This is a genomic window from Streptomyces sp. NPDC107498, from assembly GCF_055582805.1.
Genome location: NZ_JBVJPE010000002.1, coordinates 410,406 through 430,157, shown reverse-complemented (window position 1 = coordinate 430,157; position 19,752 = coordinate 410,406). Strand labels below are relative to the sequence as shown.

The window sequence follows — 19,752 nt, the reverse complement described above, 5'->3', positions numbered from 1 at the left end:
CCGCGTGTGAAGTTTGAGCGGAAAGCCCCGCCCGCCCACCATGGGGGCATGAGCCACGGATTCGAGACCCGCACCCTTGACGTCACCACCGGGACATCGGAGACGGTCTACGACCTGACCCGGGAGTGCTCCTCTTTCCTGGCCGAGGTGGCACAGGGCAGAGACGGGCTCCTGAACGTCTTCACGCCGCACGCGACCATGGGTGTGGCGTTGATCGAAACGGGCGCGGGCAGCGACAGCGACCTCCTGGCCGCCCTGCACCAGCTCCTTCCCGCGGACGAACGTTGGCAGCACCGCCACGGAAGCCCGGGGCACGGTCGTGACCACGTGATGCCGGCCCTCGTCCCGCCCCATGCGACGCTCCCCGTGATCGGCGGCGAACTGGCCCTGGGCACCTGGCAGTCGGTGTGCCTGGTGGACACCAATCGGGATAATCCGGAGCGTCAGGTCCGGCTGTCGTTTCTCGGGTAGCGACCGTCGCCGGCGCGAGACCTTGGGCGGGATGTCCGGTCATACCGAGCGCCCTGTGTGAACACCCACCCGGGCAGCCACGTGGCAGAGCGCGTGACAGGTGAGTACGCCTGTACCCGTCACGCCCGCCGCGTCACCGCCACCGAGGCGCACCCCGCAACGTGGACGGTGGGTGCGCCGTCGCCGGCGACGGGGGTGCCGTAACCCTGTCGCGTTCGCGACGCCGTCAACTGCCCGGTGTGCGGTTCCCTTGCCTTCGCAAGCGCTGGGCCTGCGTGTTCATCATGCGGGGGCACAGTTTGCGCCACATATACAGGCGTTGCCAATGCGGATTACACGACGGCCGGACACCGTGGTAGGACTGTTCGAGGTGTTCGATCTATGTCTGCGTCTACGGGGGATACGAGTCGTGGCTGTGACGGTTCCGGACTGGGCGGACACGCTGCTGGACCTGGTGGGGGTGAACTGGCCCAACGTCGACGAGGACGCGTACCGCGACATGGCGGACGCGCTGCGGGAGTTCGCGGACGACCTGGCCGACGACGGCCAGCTGGCCAACAACCACATGGAGCGTCTGCTGTCGTCGGGGCACGGCGAGGCGATGGACGCGCTCAACGAGCACTGGACCAAGGTCAAGGGCAAGCACCTGAAGGACATGGTCTCCGCCGCCCGGACCATCGCGGACGCACTCGACATGGCGGCGGGCGCGATCGAGGTCATGAAGGGGAAGGCGCTCGTCGAGCTGGGGGTGCTGGCCGGTCAGACGGGCCTGGCCATGGCGCTGATACCGGTGACCGGCGGCCTGTCCGCGCTGCTCGGTGCCGGAGCGATCGCGTTCACGAAGAAGCAGCTGTTGAAGCTGATCACGGCCGCGATGGAGGAGGCGGTGGGTCACGTCGTCTCGGTGATGACCGAGCCGGTCGTGGCCGCGCTGGAGAACATGGCGGCGGACCTGGTCGTCCAGGTGAGCATGGACGCGCTGGGCGTCCAGAACGGCGTGGACCTCGACCGGACGAAGCAGGCCGGCAAGGACGGCTTCGACGACGGGGTGCAGGGTGCCAAGGAGGGCCTGAACCTCGCCTCCGCCGGAGGCGGTGGCGGAGGTGGCGGCAAGGGCAAGGGCTTCCACATCGAACACGACGAGCACGAGCAGGCCGGCACGAAGCTGAACGGCGTGAGTGCCGGCATCCACGGCAAGACCGCTGGCAAGCTCACCAAGGCCAAGGGACACCAGCGCCGCAACAAGGGCCGCGACGACATCGCCGACGCCCTGGACCCGGTCATCGAGAAGGCCATGGGCGCCCTCGTGACGTCCGCCAGGACCATGGGCGACCACATCGGTGACACCCTGCCGAAAGCCGTCAAGCGAATATCCACCGACCACAAGAACAACGACGACGCCATTCGCGACCGCCTCGCCCGCCAGCGCAAGGGCGGACACGATGACCGGAATCCGGGTAGGAATCCCGGCGATCGTGGTGGCAGGGACAAGGACGCGCGTCTGAAGCCTGATTCGCTGCGCGAGGTGAAGTCCGATCCGCGTCGGCACGGGATCGAGCTCAACACGAAGAAATGCGTCAACGACCCTGTCGATGTCGCCACCGGCGAGATGATCCTGCCCCAGACCGACCTCCTGCTGCCGGGAACCCTCCCGGTGGTACTGCGGCGCACCCACCTGTCGGAGTACCGCTACGGCCAGTGGTTCGGCCGTAGTTGGGCTTCCACCCTGGATGAGCGACTGGAGATCGACCCCGTCGCCATGGGTGCGATATGGGCCCGCGACGACGGTTCCTTCCTCGTCTACCCCAGCCTGCCCGGGTCTGATGGTGAGCCGGTCTTTCCGCTGGAGGGCCCACGCCTTCCCCTCGTTCACGGCGGGCATCAAGCAGACGAGACGACGTACACGGTCACCGACCCGCAGACAGGCCTGACCCGCTCCTTCACCGGTAGCCCCTACCGTCCCTCGATCGGCTACTGGCTCACCGAGATACAGGATCGCAACACCAACCGTCTCGTCTTCTCCCGCCGCCCTGACGGGGCGCCCACCGCCGTCACGCACAGCGGCGGATACACCGTGCAGGTCACCACAGAGGCGCAGCGCGTCACGGCCGTGGCCGTACGCGGCCCGGAGGGGCCGATACCCGCCCTGTCCTACGGCTACGACGAACGCGGCAACCTCGACGCCGTCACCAACTCCTCCGGCCAGTCCCTGCGGTTCAGCTACGACTCCGAGTGCCGCATCACCTCCTGGACCGACCGCAACGACTCCACGTTCCGCTACGTCTACGATGTCGAGGGACGCGTCGTCGGCACCGTCGGCCCCGACGGAGCACTCTCCTCCACCTTCGCCTACCGCACCCACCCCGACACCGGCGACCGGATCACCCGTTACACCGACTCCCTCGGCGCACCGACGGTGTACCACCTGAACTCCCGTCTTCAGATCATCTCCGAAACGGACCCGCTCGGAGCCACCAGCACATTCACGTACGACGAGCACGACCGGCTGCTGTCGTCGACGGACGCCCTGGGGGCCACCGCACGGCTCGAATACGGGCGGGCGGGTCTTCCCGTCGCCCTGGTCCGCGCCGATGGCCACAGAACGACCGTCACCTACAACGACCTGGGGCTCGTCTCCGCTCTCACCGAGCCCGACGGAGCCATCTGGCACCACGAGTACGACGACAGGGGGAACCGGACGGCTCTGACCTCCCCCGACGGCACCACCACCCGATGGACCTACGATCCACGCGGCGGCCTCGCTTCGGTCACGGACACCACCGGCAGGACCACCCATCTCACCTGCACGGCGACAGGGCTGCCCACGGCAGTGACGGACTCCGCCGGTGGAGTGACCCACCAGAGTTACGACGCCTTCGGGCGGATCACCACCGTGACCGACCGCCTCGGGGACACAACACATCTGTCGTGGACGGCGGAAGGACTTCCGGCCGCCGTCACCGCACCGGACGGCTCGACGGAGAGATGGACGTACGACGGCGAAGGGAACTGCACCAGCCGCACGGATGCTCTGGGGCAGACCACCCGCTACGAGTACACCCACTTCGATCTGCCCTCCGCACGCATCACCCATGACGGAGTCCGGCACACCTTCGTCTACGACACCGAGTTGCGTCTGTCGCAGGTCGTCAACCCGCAGGGGCTCACGTGGACGTATGCGTACAACGCGGCGGGGCTCCTGACCGAGGAGCGCGACTTCGACGGTCACACGGTCACCTACGCCTACGACGCCGTCGGCCGCCTCGCACGACGCACCAACGCGGCGGGGCAGACGGTCGGCTACCGCTACGACGCCGTCGGCGCCCTCGTCGAGAAGTCCGTCGGTGACCGGCTCATCACCTTCGAGAACGACCCGTGCGGCCGCCTGCTCCGCGCCACCGGCCTCGACGGCATCCTCACCTACCGCTACGACCGGCTCGGACGCGTCGTCGAGGAAGCCGTCGACGGCCGTACGCTCACGACGTCCTGCGACGCCGCCGGACGCCGCACCGGGCGCATCACGCCCTCGGGCGTGGCCAGTTCCTACTGCTACGACAGCGCGGGGAACCGAGTGACGGTCGAGACCGCCGGGCGGTCGCTCTCCTTCCGGTACGACGACGCCGGGCGTGAGGTCGAACGCAGTCTGGGCCGGACGTTCCTGCTGTCCCAGGAGCACGATCGCGCCGGGCGCGTCACCGACCAGCTCCTCACCTCGTGGCACTCGCCCCAAGCACTTCAGCGACGCACCTACGCCTACCGCTCCGACGGCCGACCGATCGGCGCGTCCGACATGCGCGGTGGCCACCGCCGCTACGAACTCGACGCCGCCGGCCGGGTCACCCATGTCGACGCGGCCCGGGGCTGGAGTGAGACCTACTCCTACGACGAGGCCGGTAACCAGACACGGGGCGAATGGCCCGAGAGTCTTCCGGGCGCCGACGCCCGCGGCGAGCGCGTTTACGCGGGGACCCTTATCACCCGTGCCGGACGGGTCCGCTACGAGTACGACCAGCAAGGGCGCGTCATCCTGCGTCAGCGCACGCGGCTCTCCCGCAAGCCGGACACCTGGCGCTTCTCCTGGGACGCGGAGGACCGCCTCATATCCGTCGTCACGCCGGACGGCACACCATGGCGCTACCTGTACGACCCCTTGGGCCGCAGGATCGCCAAACAACGCCTGGGAACCGACGGCCGTGTCCTGGAGGACACCCGCTTCACCTGGGACGGCAGCGTCCTCGTCGAGCAGAGCACGTCCTTCGCGGGCACTCCGGAAGTCCTGACGCTGACGTGGGACCACGAGGGACACACGCCTCTGTCCCAGACGGAGAGCAAGGCACTGGCCGACGCTCCGCAGGACCTCATCGACCAACGCTTCTTCGCCATGGTGACGGACCAGCTCGGTACGCCGACGGAACTCATCGACGAGCACGGCGACATCAGCTGGCAGGCACGCGCCACCCTGTGGGGCGCAACGACGTGGAACCGGGACGCGATCGCCTACACCCCTCTGCGTTTCCCCGGTCAGTACTTCGACCGGGAAACCGGGCTCCACCACAATTACTTCCGGCACTACGACCCTGAAACAGCCCGTTACCTCACTCTCGATCCACTCGGCCTGGCCCCCGCACCGAACCCCACCGTCTACGTCGACAATCCACAGGCGCAGACCGATCCGCTCGGTCTCTCCCCGTGCGACGAGACCAACCCGACCTGGGACGGGAGGGTCCAATACGGAAAGCCCGGCCCGCACGGCCGGGCCACCGCCATGCACGCCACCATCACCAAGGACATGCTCGGCGGCAAGACCAACCCCGGAGTCGACCCGGCGGGCTGGGTCAGCGGTCAGGGCTACAACCGCACGCACCTCCTGGCAGCCCAGCTCGGCGGGTCGAACAAGGACCCCCGGAATTTCATCACCATGCACGCGTACGCCAACTCTCCGGTCATGCGCTCCGTCGAGAACCAGGTCAAGAAGGCGGCGAAGGGCGGAGAGATAATCCAGTACAGCGTCACCCCGATCTATGCGGACAGCGGCAGCAAGATCCCGCTCGGAGTCACCATCGAGGCATACGGGAACAACGGGTTCACGTTCACCCCGAGAGGATCCGGCGGGCCGGGCGTCAACATCGTCACCATCATGAACGTGCCCAAACGGTGATTTCCCTCTGTGAGGCTGCCGTCCCTGGCGGACGGACCCCCATCGATAGGATGCGACAGTGAACATGCCACTTGCCCGGTTGACGGAACTCCTGCCCCGTCCCGAAACCGCCCCGCCCGCCAAGGACTGGGAGGCGGTGGAGCGGGAGCTCGGCGTCCGGCTACCTCATGACTACACCTCTCTGATGGCCACGTACGGCGGGGGGTTCATCGACAACTACCTGCTGCTGCTGGAGCCCGGATGCGGCAACTCCGTGTACGACCTGCTTCGCCACGCCGAGGAACGGGACGAGGCGTACGAAGAACTCTGGAAGTACGAGGACAAGCCGGCCGAGATGGAAGAACCCGGAAACCGCCTGATTCCCTGGGCGACCACCGACAACGGCGAGTACCTGTTCTGGCTCGTGCGCCCCGGTCAGAATCCGGACGAATGGACCCTCATGATCAACGAAGAGGGAGGCGAGGAATGGGAAAGGTACACGATGACGGCAACGCAATTCCTGTCCCGGGCCCTCTCGGGCGAACTGCGCTCAGAAGTCCTGTGGAGCCGGTTCCCCGAAGAGGTGCACAGCTTCCGTCCGGCGCTCAGTCTGCAGGACTGAGCGTTCTGCGGGACCGTGCCCGAGGCTGCGGAGACCCCGTGAGCGGGCACCGCTGGACGGTCCACGAGAGGAAGCCACGTGCGCTGAGGGTTGTCCTTGCGGAGGTTGGTGGACACGAACAAGGACAACCCCGACCGTCAGGTGCGACTGAGCTTCCTGGGCTGAGTGAGCCGATCGGGATCATCCTGGGTACGGCAGTCGATCCTCCTTGCGCTCCGGCGAAAGGGGAGAAAGACGCGCGGTACCACCATGGACGAGATCGAGCGGCCGTACGACGGCTGTGGAAAACGCGTGCTCGGAGTACGCCGGCTGTCGCAGGTCAAGGCTGCCACGACCCCTCCGCAGCCCCGGGAGAAGGCCATCGCTGCCCTTCGCAGGAGCTCCGTCGTCCGATGATCAGCGGGCCATCCGCCGCTCTCGGCCTCGTGGATCGCCGGACCGACCGCACTCCCGACCCGACCGGGGAAGCCCGCGCGGTTGTGCGACACGTCCTCAAGGATCTGGGTCTGACCGAGGACGCCATCAGTGACGGGGCCCTGGCCGCCTCGGAACTCGTGGCGAACGCCCACGAGCACGCGTGTGACCCGTACGAGGCGCACGTCCGCTCGGCCGCCGGGAAGTACGTATGCGAGATCCATGGGTCTCGCACCGCTGCATGGAAGAGCTCGGCAGGCTGATGGACCTGAGGCTGTCCTCGGCGGCGGAGAACACCGAACCCTCCCGGTCCCGGACGCGCCTCGACGCCCTCGGAAGGGCATACGTCGAGTTCGCCCGCACCGAGCCGGGCTGGTTCCAGACGGCCTTCTCCGCCACCGGCACACACGCTCCGCCCCTGCCCGAAGCCTCCGAGGCCGTCCCGCACCCCTTTCTTCTGCTCGCGCGGCGCCTCGAGGACCTGACCGAGGCGGGGGCGGTACCGGTCGACCGGCACCATGGCTCCGAGGACGCAGCCTGGTCGGCGGTCCACGGACCGAGCCACCTGCTCGTCGACGGCCCCCTTCGAGGACTTCCCGAACGGGAAGTCCAGCTGGCCCTGAGGGTGATGCTCTCCGTGATCAGTCGCGGACCCCGACGAGCGGTCGGCCGCCGACGGGACGGTGTGGACGGGCCATGAGCAAGTTCCTCCGGATCCAAGGAACTTCGTGGGCTCGACCGTCTGGCCGGTGTCCGGGCCGGCCCGGGCGCACGAGACGACACTGCCGTCCGGGGCGTGGCCGGCGCAGTCCTCGCCCATGATCCTGTCGGGCCCGGCGTCGGTGATGAAGGGCCGACGAGAGGCAACGAAATCCGCACTCGATGGGGCTGATGCCCATGGATTCATAAGTTACTGAGGGGTTTTGGTTAAAAAACCATGGCCTACTGCCTTGCGTGACGCCCTGTCCGTCCGCAAGGATCTGTGCCTGGCCCGGGCCCTCGCCCCGGCTCCTCCACGCCTCCACGTCTGGACGCCTGGCCGCACCGGTGACCCCGTGCCGCCAGTCGGTGAACCGCCTGATCCGCGCGGCCGCCCGGACCCCTCCTTCGAGGCTCCCTGCGCGACCCGGCGTCGCGCCCCCTCTCATTCACCTACCCTCAAGGCAAGGCAGAGATGGCACCACAGGCCTCGCGCCGACGATCCCTCACCACCCCGCACCCGGTGGACGAGGTACTTCCACTCCCCACCCTCGCGCTCTACGGATTCCAGCACGTCCTGGCCTTCTACGCCGGTGCGGTGCTGGTACCGGTGATCCTCGGCAGCAGCCTCGGCCTTTCCGGGCAGGAGCTCGTCTACCTCATCAACGCCGACCTGGTCACTGCCGGGATCGCCACCATCATCCAGGCGTGGGGTTTCTGGCGGATCGGAGCCCGGCTGCCGCTCGTTCAGGGCGCGACCTTCACCGCGGTCTCGCCCATGATCGCCATCGGACAGGGCGCGGGCGGCGGCACCGCCGGCCTGCTCGTGGTGTACGGCGCCGTGATCACGGGCGGAGTCGCGGCCTTCCTCTTCGCCCCCTTCGCCGGGCGACTGACCACGTACTTCCCCCCGATCGTCACCGGCACCCTCCTCACGGTCATCGGCATCGTCCTCATCCCGGTGGCGCTCCAGGACGTCGGCGGCGGCTCGGCGCTCGTGGGCGGACCCCACTACGGGGACCCGGTCAACCTCGCGTACGCGGGTGGGACCCTCTTGTTCATCCTGCTGGTGATGCGGTTCGGCGGTCCGCCCCTGCGCAGCGTCGCGGTCCTGCTCGGCCTGGTGGGAGGTACCGCCGTCGCCTGGCTGCGCGGCGACGCCGACCTCGGGGCGGTCGACCAGGCGGACTGGCTCGACGTCAGCACTCCCTTCCACTACGGTCTGCCGCACTTCTCGGTCTTCCCCATGCTGGCGATGGTCGTCGTCATGCTCATCACCATGGTGGAGACCACGGGAGACGTGTACGCCATGGGCGAGATCACCGGACGGAGGGTCGACGGCGACACGGTCAGCCGTGCGCTGCGCGCCGACGGCGTCGCCACCGTGCTGGGCGGTGTGCTCAACTCCTTCCCGTACGTGGCGTTCGCGGAGAACATCGGTCTGGTGCGCATCTCCCGCGTCACCAGCCGGTTCGTCGTCGTCGCGGCCGGCGTCTTCATGATCCTTCTCGGTCTGGTGCCGAAGGCCGGGGCCTTGGTGGCCACCGTCCCCCACCCGGTGCTCGGCGCGGCGGCCGTCGCGATGTTCGGCATGGTCGCCACCGTCGGCATTCAGATCCTCGGCAAGGTCGACCTGCGGGAGGAACGCAACGCCGTCATCCTGGCCGTCAGCCTCGGCACCGCGATGCTCCCGACGGCCGTCGCGCCCTTCTTCGAGCGCATGCCGACCGAGGTGCGGGCCGTCCTGGGCAGCGGAATCACGCTCGGCACGCTGACGGCGGTCCTGCTGAACCTGTTCTTCCACGTCTTCGAAAGTCGCCGGAAGCGGGAGGACATCGACTGGGACGGCCTCGCCGCGTACGACGACGGGACGGGTGCGCAGACCGCTACGGCCCGCTGACCCCCTTCCCGCTCCGCCGAGCCCGGCGTTCCGCGGAGCCGCTCACCGAGGTGATCTGCACATGCCCACCCCTCCGTTCTCCCCCGCCCAGGCCCGGGCCGCCCGTCTCCGCATCGGCCTGACTCCTGAACAGGTCGTCATCGGCATGGCGCAGTTGGGGGTGCACCGCCCGGTGGAGGCCCTCGTGTCCTGGGAGTCGGGGGCGGTGGCGCCTTCGGAGGCCGAACTCTTCGCGCTGGCCGGCGCGCTGTGGTGCCCCGTGCCGGTGCTCATGGACCTGAAGCCGAGATCTCTACGCGAGCACCGCCTGGCCCGGCAGTTCAGCGCCGAGCGGCTGGCCCTGCGCATCGGCATGGACGTGCGCGACTACGCCCGCGCCGAGAGCGACCACCACTGGAGCGGAACCGACCGGCAGGCCCTGCTGCTCGCGGACGCCCTGGGCCTCGAACCGGGCGAACTGCTGAGTTCCATCGGGCGGGCCGGCGACCTCGACGGTCGGCTCCGCCAGGCCGTCGAAGGCCGATGGAAGCAACACGCCACCCCGCTCGCGCAGCTCGTCGGCGCACCTGAGCGCGCGGTGGTGCGGGCGCTGCGCACCCTGCACCAGGAGTACGCCCGCTTCAACGAGCGCTACATGGGCCATCTCGTAGCGCGCAGTGACGGTGCACGACTGAAGGAGATCGCCACGGAACGGACCGAGTGGCTGCACGCCCTCCCGGACCGTTTCCTCCACCTCGTCGCCCATGACTCCTCGACCTGAGGTCGCGATCCGCGCGGGGGCGGGGCGCGATCGGCGCGGCGGTCGTGGGGCCGGTCGCGGGGCGCGGGCTCAGACGCGGCGGCGACCGGCCGCCAGGGCGTCCTTGACCTCGCGCGCCACGCGGTCCGCGTCGGCAGGGTTGTTCACCACGTCCGTGCGGTTCATGTCGATGACGAGGACCTCGCTGGCCGAGTAGCGCTCGTGGACCCAGTCGTCGTAGCCGGACCACAGCGTCCGGTAGTACTCGACGAGGCCCTCGTCCTGCTCGAAATCGCGTCCCCGCAGCCCGATGCGGTGCAGCACCGTCTCGAAGTCCGCCTTGAGGTAGACCATGAGGTCGGGGGCCTTGCGGTACGGCAGGCCGTCGATCTCGCGCATCATCTCGTCGAGCAGCCCCTCGTACACCCGCATCTCGAGGGAGCTGATCCGGCCCAGGTCGTGGTTGACCTTGGCGAAGTACCAGTCCTCGTAGATGGACCGGTCGAGCACGTTGTCGCCCCGCTTGTACGCCTCCTTGATCGCGGCGAACCGCGTCTGCAGGAAGTACAGCTGGAGGAGGAAGGGGTAGCGCTTCGCCCGGATCTCCTCGGGGCTCGCCGAGTAGAAGAGCGGAAGGATCGGGTTGTCGTCCACGCTCTCGTAGAAGACGTCGCTGCCCAGCTCCTTGGCCAGCAGTTCGGCGACACTCGTCTTGCCGATCCCGATCATGCCTCCGACGCAGATCACCGACATACCTCACTTCTCCCTGGGGCCCTTTTTCTCGTGGGCGGGGGAGCTCCGGCCTCCCGCACCACTGAGACGCACGCCGGCGGTCCCGGGATTCCCGGGATTCTCGTGATCGACGTCATGAGGACCGTCGGGCCCGAAACCTTGCTCCGGACCGGACCGGACTGCTCGCCTCGACCGGCGGACCGACCGTTCCGCGGCCGCCGCGCACGGCGACAGGCCCCGGCCCCGCGACCGCCTTGAATCTTAGGGGACGATTCGCCCCGCGCCGGCCGGTGCGCGGGGGAGGGCGGCCCGAGGAGGTCCCGGCGTGGCGCCCCGCCCCGCCCCCGGCCCGGTCCCCCCGTCGTACGGTTCCTACGCTGGGGCCCGTGACATCGGACAACAGGCCCCTGGCCGTCTTCGACCTCGACAACACCCTCGCCGCGACCGCGCACCGCCAGCACTTCCTGGAGCGCAGGCCCAAGGACTGGGACGGCTTCTTCGCGGCGGCTCCCGACGATCCGCCGCTGGAGGAGGGCATCGCGCTGTGCCTCGAGGCGGCCGGGGAGTGCGAGGTGGTCTACCTCACCGGGCGGCCCGAGCGCTGCCGTCGCGCGACCGTGGAGTGGCTGGCCGGGCACGGCCTGCCGGAGGGGCCCGTCCACATGCGGCGCAACCGTGACTTCCGGCCGGCCAGGGTGACCAAGGTGGAGATCCTGCGCCGTCTCGCCGCCGACCGCGAGGTCAGGGTGCTGGTCGACGACGATCCGGCGGTGTGCGACGCGGCGGAGGCGGCGGGCTTCCGTGTCGTACGGGCCCGCTGGGCGGAGCCCTCCGAGGCACTGAGGGAGGCTCAGGAGGAGGAGGGCCGCACCTGAGGCCACCGCGCCCGCGGCCGGGCCCGGGCGAGGTGCCGGTCGGGCCCGGGGCCGGTCGGGCCCGGGCCGGGCCCCGGCCGTGCGGAGGTCAGGGCGATGCGTTCTCGTCCGGGCCGTGTGGAGGCCGGGACGGTGCGTTCTCGTCCCGGCCGTGCGGAGGCCACGACGGCGCGCCTTCGACCCGGCCGTGCGGGGGTCAGGACAGCGTGTCCTCGCCCTCCAGGCGGAAGCCGACCTTCAGCCCGACCTGGTAGTGCTCGATCGCGCCGTCGACGAGGTGGCCGCGCACCTGCGTGACCTCGAACCAGTCGAGCCCCCTCAGGGTCTGCGAGGCGCGGGTGATGCCGTTGCGGATGGCCTCGTCGACGCCCTCGGTGGAGGTGCCGACGATCTCGGTGACGCGGTAGGTGTGATTCGACATGGGGGCCGAACTCCTCTCGGTGCGGTCCCTCCACGGTGCCCCAGGGTGCGGCGGCGCGCGACACGACGACGGCCGGGCGACTCACGGGTGACCGCCGGGGGCGACGGCGCGGATCGTCCGTCCGGGGGCGCGACGGGCTCGTCAAGGACTTGACCATCCCGTTGGTCCAGACCAGAATCCAGGCCACATACCCGCGCGAACAACCCGTTCGGTCCCCCCATGCCGGGTCAGCCCCCCATGCGCACGACCCCGTGCTGAACCCGAGCAGAAGGTGACCCACGTGAAGAACCGCCATCTCGCCTGCCCCCTGGCCGCCGCCACCGCGCTCGTCCTCGCCGGCTGCGGAATGCTGCCGGGCGGCGACGGGGGGACGAGGACCGTGAACGTCTGGCTCATGCGGGACAGCGTCAGCGAGGACTTCCTGAAGCGCTTCACCGAGGCGTACGAGCAGGAGCACGGAGGAGTCCGGCTCGAGTTCACGATCCAGGAGTGGACCGGCATCGGGAAGAAGGTCACCGAGGCGATCCAGGGCTCCGGCGGCCCCGACGTCATCGAGGTCGGCAACACCCAGGTCGCCCAGTACGCCGACACCGAGAAGCTCTTCGACCTCACCCTGGAGTCGGTCCGCGACCTCGGCAGCGAGGACTGGCTGCCCGGTCTCGCCGAGCCCGGCAGCATCGCCGGAGCCCAGTACGGCATCCCCTGGTACGCGGCCAACCGCATCGTCATCTACAACAAGGACCTGTTCGAGGACGCCGGCATCGACAAGCCGCCGGCCACCCGGGCCGAGTGGCTCGACGACACCGAGAAGCTCAACACGAACGGCACCCAGGGCATCTACCTCGCCGGACAGGACTGGTACACCCTCGCCGGCTTCATCTGGGACGAGGGCGGCGAACTCGCCGTCGACAAGGGCGGCCAGTGGACCGGCGCGCTCGACAGCCCGGCCGCCCGGCGCGGCATGGCCCTCTACAAGCAGCTCCAGGCCCTCGGCTCCGGCCCGAAGGACGCCGACGAGCAGACCCCGCCGCAGGCCGACGTCTTCGCCAAGGGCGACGTCGCCCAGCTCATCGCCACGCCCAGCGCCGTCGCCGCCATCCTCAAGGCCGACCCCGGCCTCAAGGACAGACTCGGCTACTTCCCGATACCCGGCGAGAAGGCCGACCGGCCCTGCGCCGTCTTCACCGGCGGCTCCGACCTCATCATCCCGGAGAACGCCCCCCAGCGCGGCGCCGCCCTCGACGTCGTCAAGGCCCTCGCCGGCGAGAAGTGGCAGACCGAACTCGCGCGCGCCATGGGCTACGTGCCCAACAAGAAGAGCCTCGCCTCCGTCGTCGCCGGCCAGGAGGCCACCGCGGCCATGGCGAAGGGCGCCGCGCGCGGCCGGGCCACCCCCAACTCCCCGCAGTGGGCGGACGTCGAGGCCGACAACCCCATCAAGCCGTACATGACGGCCGTCCTCCAGGGCGAGGACCCCGTCAAGGCGGCGAAGGACGCCTCGACCGCGATCACGGACACCCTCGCCGAATAGCATTCAGCGTTCGCACACCCGCGAGCCCCCGGACGGTCATGTCGAATCCAGCCGGTGACGGAAGAAACAAGGAGCCGGGCCACCGCTCACGCGGCCCGGCCCCGCCCCTTCCCCTTCCGTCCCGCCGGAGGAGCCCGCCATGTCCGCACCGACGCCCACGCTCGCCGTCCCCGCACCCGCACAGCCCCAGGTCCCGGCCGCGCAGCCCGCGCCCCGGTACGTCGTCGGTCTCGCCCGGGACCAGGAGGACGTCCGGGCCGCCCAGCGACTGCGCCACCAGGTCTTCGCCGGGGAGCTGGGCGCCCTGCTCGACGGGCCCGAACCCGGCCTCGACACCGACGCCTTCGACGCGTACTGCGACCACCTCCTGGTACGGGAGGAGAGCACCGGAGAGGTCGTCGGCACCTACCGGATCCTGCCGCCCGAGCGGGCCGTCGCCGCCGGACGCCTCTACTCCGAGAGCGAGTTCGACCTCGCCAGGCTCGCCCCCGTCCGGCACGACCTGGTGGAGGTCGGCCGCTCCTGCGTCCATCCCGCCCACCGCAACGGCGCCGTGATCGCGCTCATCTGGGGCGGCCTCGCCCGCTACATGACCCGCACCGGCCACAACTGGCTCGCCGGCTGCTGCTCGATCCCGCTCGCCGACGGCGGCACCCTCGCCGCCGCCACCTGGGACGCCGTCAAGGCCAAGCACCTCGCACCCGAGGAGTACTGGGTCACCCCGCACAAGCTGTGGAGCCCCGACGGCGTCGCCCGCCCCGAGGGCCGCACCGAGCTCCCGCCGCTGCTCCGCGGTTACCTGCGGCTCGGCGCCTGGGTCTGCGGCGCCCCCGCGCACGACCCCGACTTCGGCGTCGCCGACCTCTACGTGCTGCTCTCGCTGCGCCGCACCAACCCGCGCTACCTCGACCACTTCCTGTCACTGGTCCCGGCGCGGTGAACGGGTCCACGGCCCTCCCGCCGTGGCTCCCCACGGCGCCCTGCACCCCGGACCCCTGCGCGGCCCACCCCGAGACCGGGGCCGGCAGGCCGGACGAACGGGCCGGCCCGGTCCTCGCCGCGGCCCGGCTGGCCGCCGGGACCGGCGCCGTCCTCCTCGGCGTCCTGCTCGCCCCGGCCGCGGGACTGCTCCCGACGGCCGCCCGGCTCGCCCTGGTCCGGGGCTGGGTGCGGGCGGTGGTCCGCGCCTTCGGGGTGCGCGCGCGGTACGAGGGGACGGCCGACGCGGTCACGGGTCCGCTGCTCGTCGTCGCCAACCACGTCTCCTGGCTGGACATCCCCCTCCTCGCGGCCGTGCTGCCCGGCCGGATGGTGGCCAAGGCGGAGGTACGCCGCTGGCCGGTCCTCGGCCCGATCGCCGCGCTCGGCGGCACCCTCTTCATCGAGCGCGACCGGCTCAGGGCCCTGCCCGGCACCGTCCGGGCCATGGCCGCGGCGCTCGCCGGCGGAGGCCGGGTGGTCGTCTTCCCCGAGGGATCGACCTGGTGCGGGCGGGCCCGGGGGCGCTTCCGCCCGGCCGCGTTCCAGGCCGCCCTGGACAGCGGGTGCGCGGTGCTGCCGGTACGGATCGACTACCGGCCCACCGGGGCCGCCGCGTACGTCGGGGACGATCCGCTGGGCGCGTCCCTGTGGCGGGTCGTCACCGCGCGGCGGACGGTCGCCCATGTGCGGATACTGGAGCGAATACCCAGTGCCCGGTATCCAGACCGTCGCGCCCTGGCCGCCGCGGCCCAACGAGCCGTAGCCCAGCCGTCGGTCGCTCCGCCGGCCGTCCTGCCGACCGTCCCGGCCGTCCTGCCGACCGTCCCGGCCGTCGCCCAGCCGCCCCTCCCTTCGCCGGCCGCCCCTCAGCGGACCGTGGCCAGGGACAGCGCGAACCTGTCCTCGTCGTCCGTCCACCAGCGGGCCAGTTCGAGGCCCGCCGCCGCCAGCTCCTCCCGCACACCCGCCTGACGAAACTTCGCCGACACCTCCGTCCGCATCTCCTCGCCCGCCGCGAACGGCACCACGAGATCCAGTTCGGGGATCTTCACGGTCAGCGCGCGGCGGGCCCGCAGCCGCATCTCGATCCACTCCCGCTCGGCGTCCCACACCGCCACGTGGTCGAAGGCGGCCGGATCGGCGTCCGCGCCCAGCTCCCGGTCGATCACGGACAGCACGTTCTTGTTGAACGCGGCCGTCACCCCGGCGGCGTCGTCGTAGGCGGCCACGAGCGTCGCCTCGTCCTTCACCAGGTCCGTGCCGAGCAGCAGCGCGTCGCCCGGCGTGAGCAGGGCGCGGACCGAGCGCAGGAAGGCGCCGCGCTCGGCGGGCAGCAGATTGCCGATCGTGCCGCCGAGGAAGGCCACCAGGCGCGGCCCCGGCGTCCCCGGCAGCGCGAGCCCCCGCGTGAAGTCGGCGACGAGCGCGTGCACCCACAGCTCCGGCCGGTCCGCGAGCAGCGACTCCGCCGCCCCGGTCAGCGCGGACTCGCTCACGTCCACGGGCACGTACGCGTCCAGCCCCGGCAGCAGCGCGTCGATCAGGAACCGCGTCTTCTCGGAGGAACCGGAACCCAGTTCCACCAGGGTCCGCGCCTCCGTCGCGGCGGCGATCTCCGGCGCCCGCGCGACCAGGATCTCCCGCTCCGCGCGCGTGGGGTAGTACTCGGGCAGCCGGGTGATCTCCTCGAAGAGCTCGCTGCCCCGGGCGTCGTAGAACCACTTGGGCGGCAGCTCCTTGGGGGAGCGGGTCAGACCGTTGAGGACGTCGGCGCGCAGATCGGCGCCGGCGGCGTCCGCGGCGAGGGTACGGGTCAGTTGGAACGGGCTCACGCGGACGGCTCCTTGAGCGGGGAGAGGGTGACATCGGCGCGGTCGGCGGTGACGAGCGTGTGCTCGGGCACCTCCCGCCAGCGCGGATCGTCGTCGTACGGTTCGGAGGCCACGGCCACCCGGCCGGGGCCCGCCAGGTACCAGAGGCTGTTGCGCCAGGCGGTCGCGGCGATCCGGTCGCCGTCGGTGAGCAGCAGGTTCAACCGGGAACCCGGCGCCGCCGCCGCGACCTCCCGCACGGTGTCGGCGAGCGCCGCCCCCGGCGCGTCCCCGGCCCGCAGCCGGTGCAGCACGAGCGCCCAGAGCAGCGCCGAGTCGGTGCGCGCCTCCAGGCGCAGCAACTCGCCGGCCGACAGCGTCCCGGCGAGCGCCGTGAGGGCGTCGGGCCAGCCGCCGACCGCGCCGTTGTGGCTGAACAACCAGGGCCCGGCGGTGAACGGCGCCGCCGCGGCCTCCCCGTCGGCGCCGGGGAGCGTGGCCCCCCGGACCGCCCCGAGGAAGCCCCCGGAGCGCACCACCCGGGCGAGGTCGGCGAAGGAGGGGTCGCCCCAGATCGGACCGGTGCGCCGGTACCGCGCGGGCAGCGGGTCCCCCTCGGCGTACCAGCCCACGCCGAACCCGTCGGCGTTCACCACGCCGCTGTCCTGCGTACGGGGTTCCCAGGACTGGCGCAGCAGGGCGTGCGGCGGCCGGACGAGCAGCTCTCCCAGCGCCACCGGCGGCCCGACGTACGCGATGTGACGGCACATCAGTCGAGCTCCGCGCTGCGCGCCGTCCGGAAGCCGGAGAAGATCTGGCGCCGCACCGGCAGGTCCCAGTTGCGGAAGGTGCCCCGGCAGGCGACCGGGTCGACCGCGAACGAACCGCCGCGCAGCACCTTGTGCTCCGGCCCGAAGAACACCTCCGAGTACTCCTTGTACGGGAAGGCCGTGAACCCCGGGTACGGCAGGAAGTCGCTCGCCGTCCACTCCCACACGTCACCGATCAGCTGCCGTACGCCGAGGGGCGAGGCGCCCGCCGGGTAGCTGCCGGCCGCCGCGGGCCGCAGGTGCCGCTGCCCGAGGTTCGCGTGCTCCGGACCCGGCTCGGCGTCGCCCCACGGATAGCGGCGGGAGCGTCCGGTGACCGGGTCGTGGCGGGCCGCCTTCTCCCACTCCGCCTCGGTCGGGAGCCGGCGCCCCGCCCAGCGCGCGTAGGCGTCCGCCTCGTACCAGCTGACGTGCAGGACCGGCTCCTCCTCGGGCACCGGCTCCGTCACCCCGAACCGGCGGCGCAGCCACTGCCCGCCGTCCCGCAGCCAGAACAGCGGCGCCGCGATGCCGTGCTCCCGGATCTGCGCCCAGCCCTCCGGCCGCCACCAGCGCCGGTCGGTGTAGCCGCCGTCGGCCATGAAGGCGAGGTAGGCGCCGTTCGTGACGGGCGTGGTGTCGATGTGGAAGGCGGGGACGAGCCGGGGGTGCGCCGGCCGTTCGTTGTCCAGGGCCCACGGCTCGTCCGACGTGCCCATGGTGAACGGGCCGCCGGGCACCAGGACTTCGGGGGGCAGCGGCCCGGACCGCGGGTCGGGCGGCGGGGGAGCGGTCAGCACGGCGGGCCCCCGGCGCAGCTGATGCGTGATCAGCATCGTCTCGTCGTGCTGCTGTTCGTGCTGCGCGATCATCCCGAACGCGAAGGCGGCGTCCACCAGCGGACGTCCTTCGAGCGGGGTGCTCTCCAGCACGTCGAGGACCCGGATCCGCACGTCGGCGGCGTAGGCCCGCGCCTCGCCGGGCGCGAGCAGCGGCAGCGACGGACGGGAGGCGCGCGAGTGCTGGAAGGCGTCGTACAGCGAGTCGATCTCGGGCCGCAGCGCCTCGCGCCCCGCGACGGCCCGCCACAGCCACTGCTCCTCCTGGTTGCCGATGTGCGCCAGGTCCCAGACCAGCGGTGACATCAAGGGCGAGTGCTGCGCGGTGAGTTCGCCGTCCTCCACGCAGGAGGTGAGGAGCGCGGTGCGGTCCCGTGCGGTGGAGAGGGCGGTGAGGGCCCGCCGCCGCAGGTCCTCGGGGCCGGCCCCGGTGTCGGTCGCGGTCATGGCGTCACCACCTGGAGGTCGTCGGCCGGGCAGCTCCCGGGGATCACGTACCGCTCGTGGAAGGCGGCGACCGCCCGCCGCACCTCCTCGGTCGCCCCGATCCGGGGCAGCGCGTCGAGCGCGGCGGAGAACACCGCGCGGGCGGCGGCGTGCAGCTCGGGGTCGGCGAGACCGTCACGGGCCGCCGCCACCCACAGCGGATTGCGCGGCGCGGGCCCCGGGGCCGCCGACTCCGCGAGGGGCTTCACCGCCCGGTACACGCTCTCCGCCGCCTCCGGGTCGTCGAAGACGGCCGTCGTCACCGCCACCGGCACCATCCAGCCGTCCGGGCCGGACTGCGCGTCCACCATCCGCAGCTCCAGGTGCCCGCGCGGCCGCACCGGCGGGAACAGGGTCGTCATGTGGTAGCGCAGGTCGTCGGCGCCGGCCGGCCGGGGACGGCCCGTCCGCAGCCACTCCCGGAACGTCAGCCCCTCCGGCACCTCCCACGGCCCCTCCTCGGCCCGTACGCACATCACCGGGGTGTCCAGGACGTGCGCCGCCCACTCCGCGCGCGGCTCGCCGTCCGGGGGCGGCGCGAGCGTCCGACGGGGGTCGAGCTCCGTCCACAGCGCCTGCCGCGTCGAGCGCCAGCCGGTCCGGCGACCGCCGTGCACCGGGGAGTTGGCGAAGGCGGCCACCAGCACCGCGCCGAGCAGATGGGCGAGCTGCCAGCGCCGGTGGTAGCCGAGCGGACCGGGCTCCTCCAGGCCGGCGTCCAGGCAGATCTGCACCGAGGCCGACTCGCACATCATCGCCCGCCCGGCCGGACCGGTCCGGCCGAGGGCGACCTCCATCGCGTCGTACCGCGGCTCGTGCAGGATGCGGTCGCGCGGCGCGTGCCAGGGGTCCACCCCGTACCCGTTGAGGGTCAGGCCGAGCGGCCCGAGTGCCGCCCGCACCGCGACCAGGTCCGCGGCGAGCGAGTCGAGGCACTCCATGAGGGAGCCGGCCGGGCGCGAGCTGAGCTCCAGCTGCCCGCCGGGTTCGAACGTGAGGGCCGACACCAGGGGCAGCGCCCGCACGGTGTCCAGCGCGGCCGCGAGCCTCGGCGGCCGTACGGGAAGCCGGGGGTCGCGCAGCTCGTGCACGAGCCACTCCAGCTCCACCCCGACCGTGCGGGGCGGACCGGTCTTGAAGCAGATACATCGCAGCAGCTCCTCCGCCTCCGCCTCGGTGAGAGGGGGGCCGCCACGCGGCATGCCGCTCGGCGACATCCGTGCACCTCCTGGTCCTCGGGGGCCCGGAGGGGCCCGCCCGGTGAGTCGCTGCTTCCACCTAAAGC

17 protein-coding genes are annotated in these 19,752 nt (G+C 71.4%); 11 read left to right on the top strand and 6 right to left on the bottom strand.

Going from position 1 to position 19,752, the window contains the following annotated elements; all coding sequences use genetic code 11:
- Positions 1 to 48 precede the first annotated feature (48 nt).
- The 7 genes from ACZ66Z_RS05110 (at position 49) to ACZ66Z_RS05080 (ending at position 10,003) form a co-directional block, all read left to right on the top strand.
- Entirely contained in the window at positions 49 to 471 is a 423-nt protein-coding gene (locus tag ACZ66Z_RS05110; protein ID WP_469932614.1) for a YjbQ family protein, read from the top strand.
- 409 nt (positions 472 to 880) lie between these two features.
- The gene (locus ACZ66Z_RS05105; protein ID WP_469932613.1) at positions 881 to 5,629 is read left to right on the top strand and encodes a DUF6531 domain-containing protein; all 4,749 of its coding nucleotides are present in this window, start codon (positions 881 to 883) and stop codon (positions 5,627 to 5,629) included.
- A 79-nt stretch (positions 5,630 to 5,708) separates the two neighbouring features.
- On the top strand, positions 5,709 to 6,230 hold the full coding sequence (locus ACZ66Z_RS05100) for an SMI1/KNR4 family protein (RefSeq protein WP_469932612.1): 522 nt from the start codon (positions 5,709 to 5,711) through the stop codon (positions 6,228 to 6,230).
- Between the two features lie 392 nt (positions 6,231 to 6,622).
- Complete coding sequence (locus ACZ66Z_RS05095; protein ID WP_469932611.1) at positions 6,623 to 6,907, top strand: ATP-binding protein; 285 nt, start codon at positions 6,623 to 6,625, stop codon at positions 6,905 to 6,907.
- On the top strand, positions 6,856 to 7,344 hold the full coding sequence (locus ACZ66Z_RS05090) for a TetR-like C-terminal domain-containing protein (protein ID WP_469932610.1): 489 nt from the start codon (positions 6,856 to 6,858) through the stop codon (positions 7,342 to 7,344). The genes ACZ66Z_RS05095 and ACZ66Z_RS05090 overlap by 52 nt, the downstream gene beginning before the upstream one ends.
- Positions 7,345 to 7,866: 522 nt before the next feature.
- Entirely contained in the window at positions 7,867 to 9,243 is a 1,377-nt protein-coding gene (locus ACZ66Z_RS05085; protein WP_469932609.1) for a nucleobase:cation symporter-2 family protein, read from the top strand.
- A 61-nt stretch (positions 9,244 to 9,304) separates the two neighbouring features.
- The gene (locus ACZ66Z_RS05080) at positions 9,305 to 10,003 is read left to right on the top strand and encodes a transcriptional regulator (protein ID WP_469932608.1); all 699 of its coding nucleotides are present in this window, start codon (positions 9,305 to 9,307) and stop codon (positions 10,001 to 10,003) included.
- 69 nt (positions 10,004 to 10,072) lie between these two features.
- On the opposite strand, the gene ACZ66Z_RS05075 is transcribed toward ACZ66Z_RS05080, so the two are convergent.
- Complete coding sequence (locus ACZ66Z_RS05075; RefSeq protein ID WP_469932607.1) at positions 10,073 to 10,735, bottom strand: deoxynucleoside kinase; 663 nt, start codon at positions 10,733 to 10,735, stop codon at positions 10,073 to 10,075.
- A 365-nt stretch (positions 10,736 to 11,100) separates the two neighbouring features.
- Between ACZ66Z_RS05075 and ACZ66Z_RS05070 the strand changes: the two genes are divergently transcribed.
- Positions 11,101 to 11,589 (top strand): phosphatase domain-containing protein, encoded by a 489-nt coding sequence (locus tag ACZ66Z_RS05070; RefSeq protein ID WP_469932606.1) that lies wholly within the window; start codon positions 11,101 to 11,103, stop codon positions 11,587 to 11,589.
- Between the two features lie 196 nt (positions 11,590 to 11,785).
- Here the strand turns inward: ACZ66Z_RS05070 and ACZ66Z_RS05065 are convergent, their stop codons facing one another.
- Positions 11,786 to 12,010, bottom strand: coding sequence for a dodecin (locus ACZ66Z_RS05065; RefSeq protein ID WP_469932605.1), 225 nt, complete (start codon positions 12,008 to 12,010; stop codon positions 11,786 to 11,788).
- Between the two features lie 280 nt (positions 12,011 to 12,290).
- On the opposite strand from ACZ66Z_RS05065, the gene ACZ66Z_RS05060 reads away from it, so the two are divergent.
- The 3 genes from ACZ66Z_RS05060 to ACZ66Z_RS05050 all read left to right on the top strand — a co-directional run bounded on the left by ACZ66Z_RS05060 (position 12,291) and on the right by ACZ66Z_RS05050 (position 15,494).
- Positions 12,291 to 13,541: an extracellular solute-binding protein gene (locus ACZ66Z_RS05060; protein WP_469932604.1), complete on the top strand. Its 1,251-nt coding sequence runs from the start codon at positions 12,291 to 12,293 to the stop codon at positions 13,539 to 13,541.
- A 139-nt stretch (positions 13,542 to 13,680) separates the two neighbouring features.
- A complete protein-coding gene (locus ACZ66Z_RS05055; protein WP_469932603.1) occupies positions 13,681 to 14,481 on the top strand; it encodes a GNAT family N-acetyltransferase in 801 nt (266 codons plus the stop codon).
- Positions 14,478 to 15,494: a lysophospholipid acyltransferase family protein gene (locus ACZ66Z_RS05050; protein ID WP_469932602.1), complete on the top strand. Its 1,017-nt coding sequence runs from the start codon at positions 14,478 to 14,480 to the stop codon at positions 15,492 to 15,494. Before ACZ66Z_RS05055 ends, ACZ66Z_RS05050 begins: the two co-directional genes overlap by 4 nt.
- Here ACZ66Z_RS05050 and egtD read toward each other — a convergent pair.
- Genes egtD through egtA form a run of 4 tightly spaced genes read right to left on the bottom strand, consistent with a single transcriptional unit; the run spans position 15,389 to position 19,684 of the window.
- Positions 15,389 to 16,354: an L-histidine N(alpha)-methyltransferase gene (gene egtD, locus ACZ66Z_RS05045; protein ID WP_469932601.1), complete on the bottom strand. Its 966-nt coding sequence runs from the start codon at positions 16,352 to 16,354 to the stop codon at positions 15,389 to 15,391. The genes ACZ66Z_RS05050 and egtD overlap by 106 nt on opposite strands.
- Complete coding sequence (egtC, locus tag ACZ66Z_RS05040; protein ID WP_469932600.1) at positions 16,351 to 17,103, bottom strand: ergothioneine biosynthesis protein EgtC; 753 nt, start codon at positions 17,101 to 17,103, stop codon at positions 16,351 to 16,353. Before egtC ends, egtD begins: the two co-directional genes overlap by 4 nt.
- Positions 17,103 to 18,428, bottom strand: a complete 1,326-nt coding sequence (gene egtB, locus ACZ66Z_RS05035) for an ergothioneine biosynthesis protein EgtB (protein WP_469932599.1) — start codon at positions 18,426 to 18,428, stop codon at positions 17,103 to 17,105. The genes egtC and egtB overlap by 1 nt, the downstream gene beginning before the upstream one ends.
- A complete protein-coding gene (gene egtA, locus ACZ66Z_RS05030; protein WP_469932598.1) occupies positions 18,425 to 19,684 on the bottom strand; it encodes an ergothioneine biosynthesis glutamate--cysteine ligase EgtA in 1,260 nt (419 codons plus the stop codon). Before egtA ends, egtB begins: the two co-directional genes overlap by 4 nt.
- Positions 19,685 to 19,752: the final 68 nt, after the last annotated feature.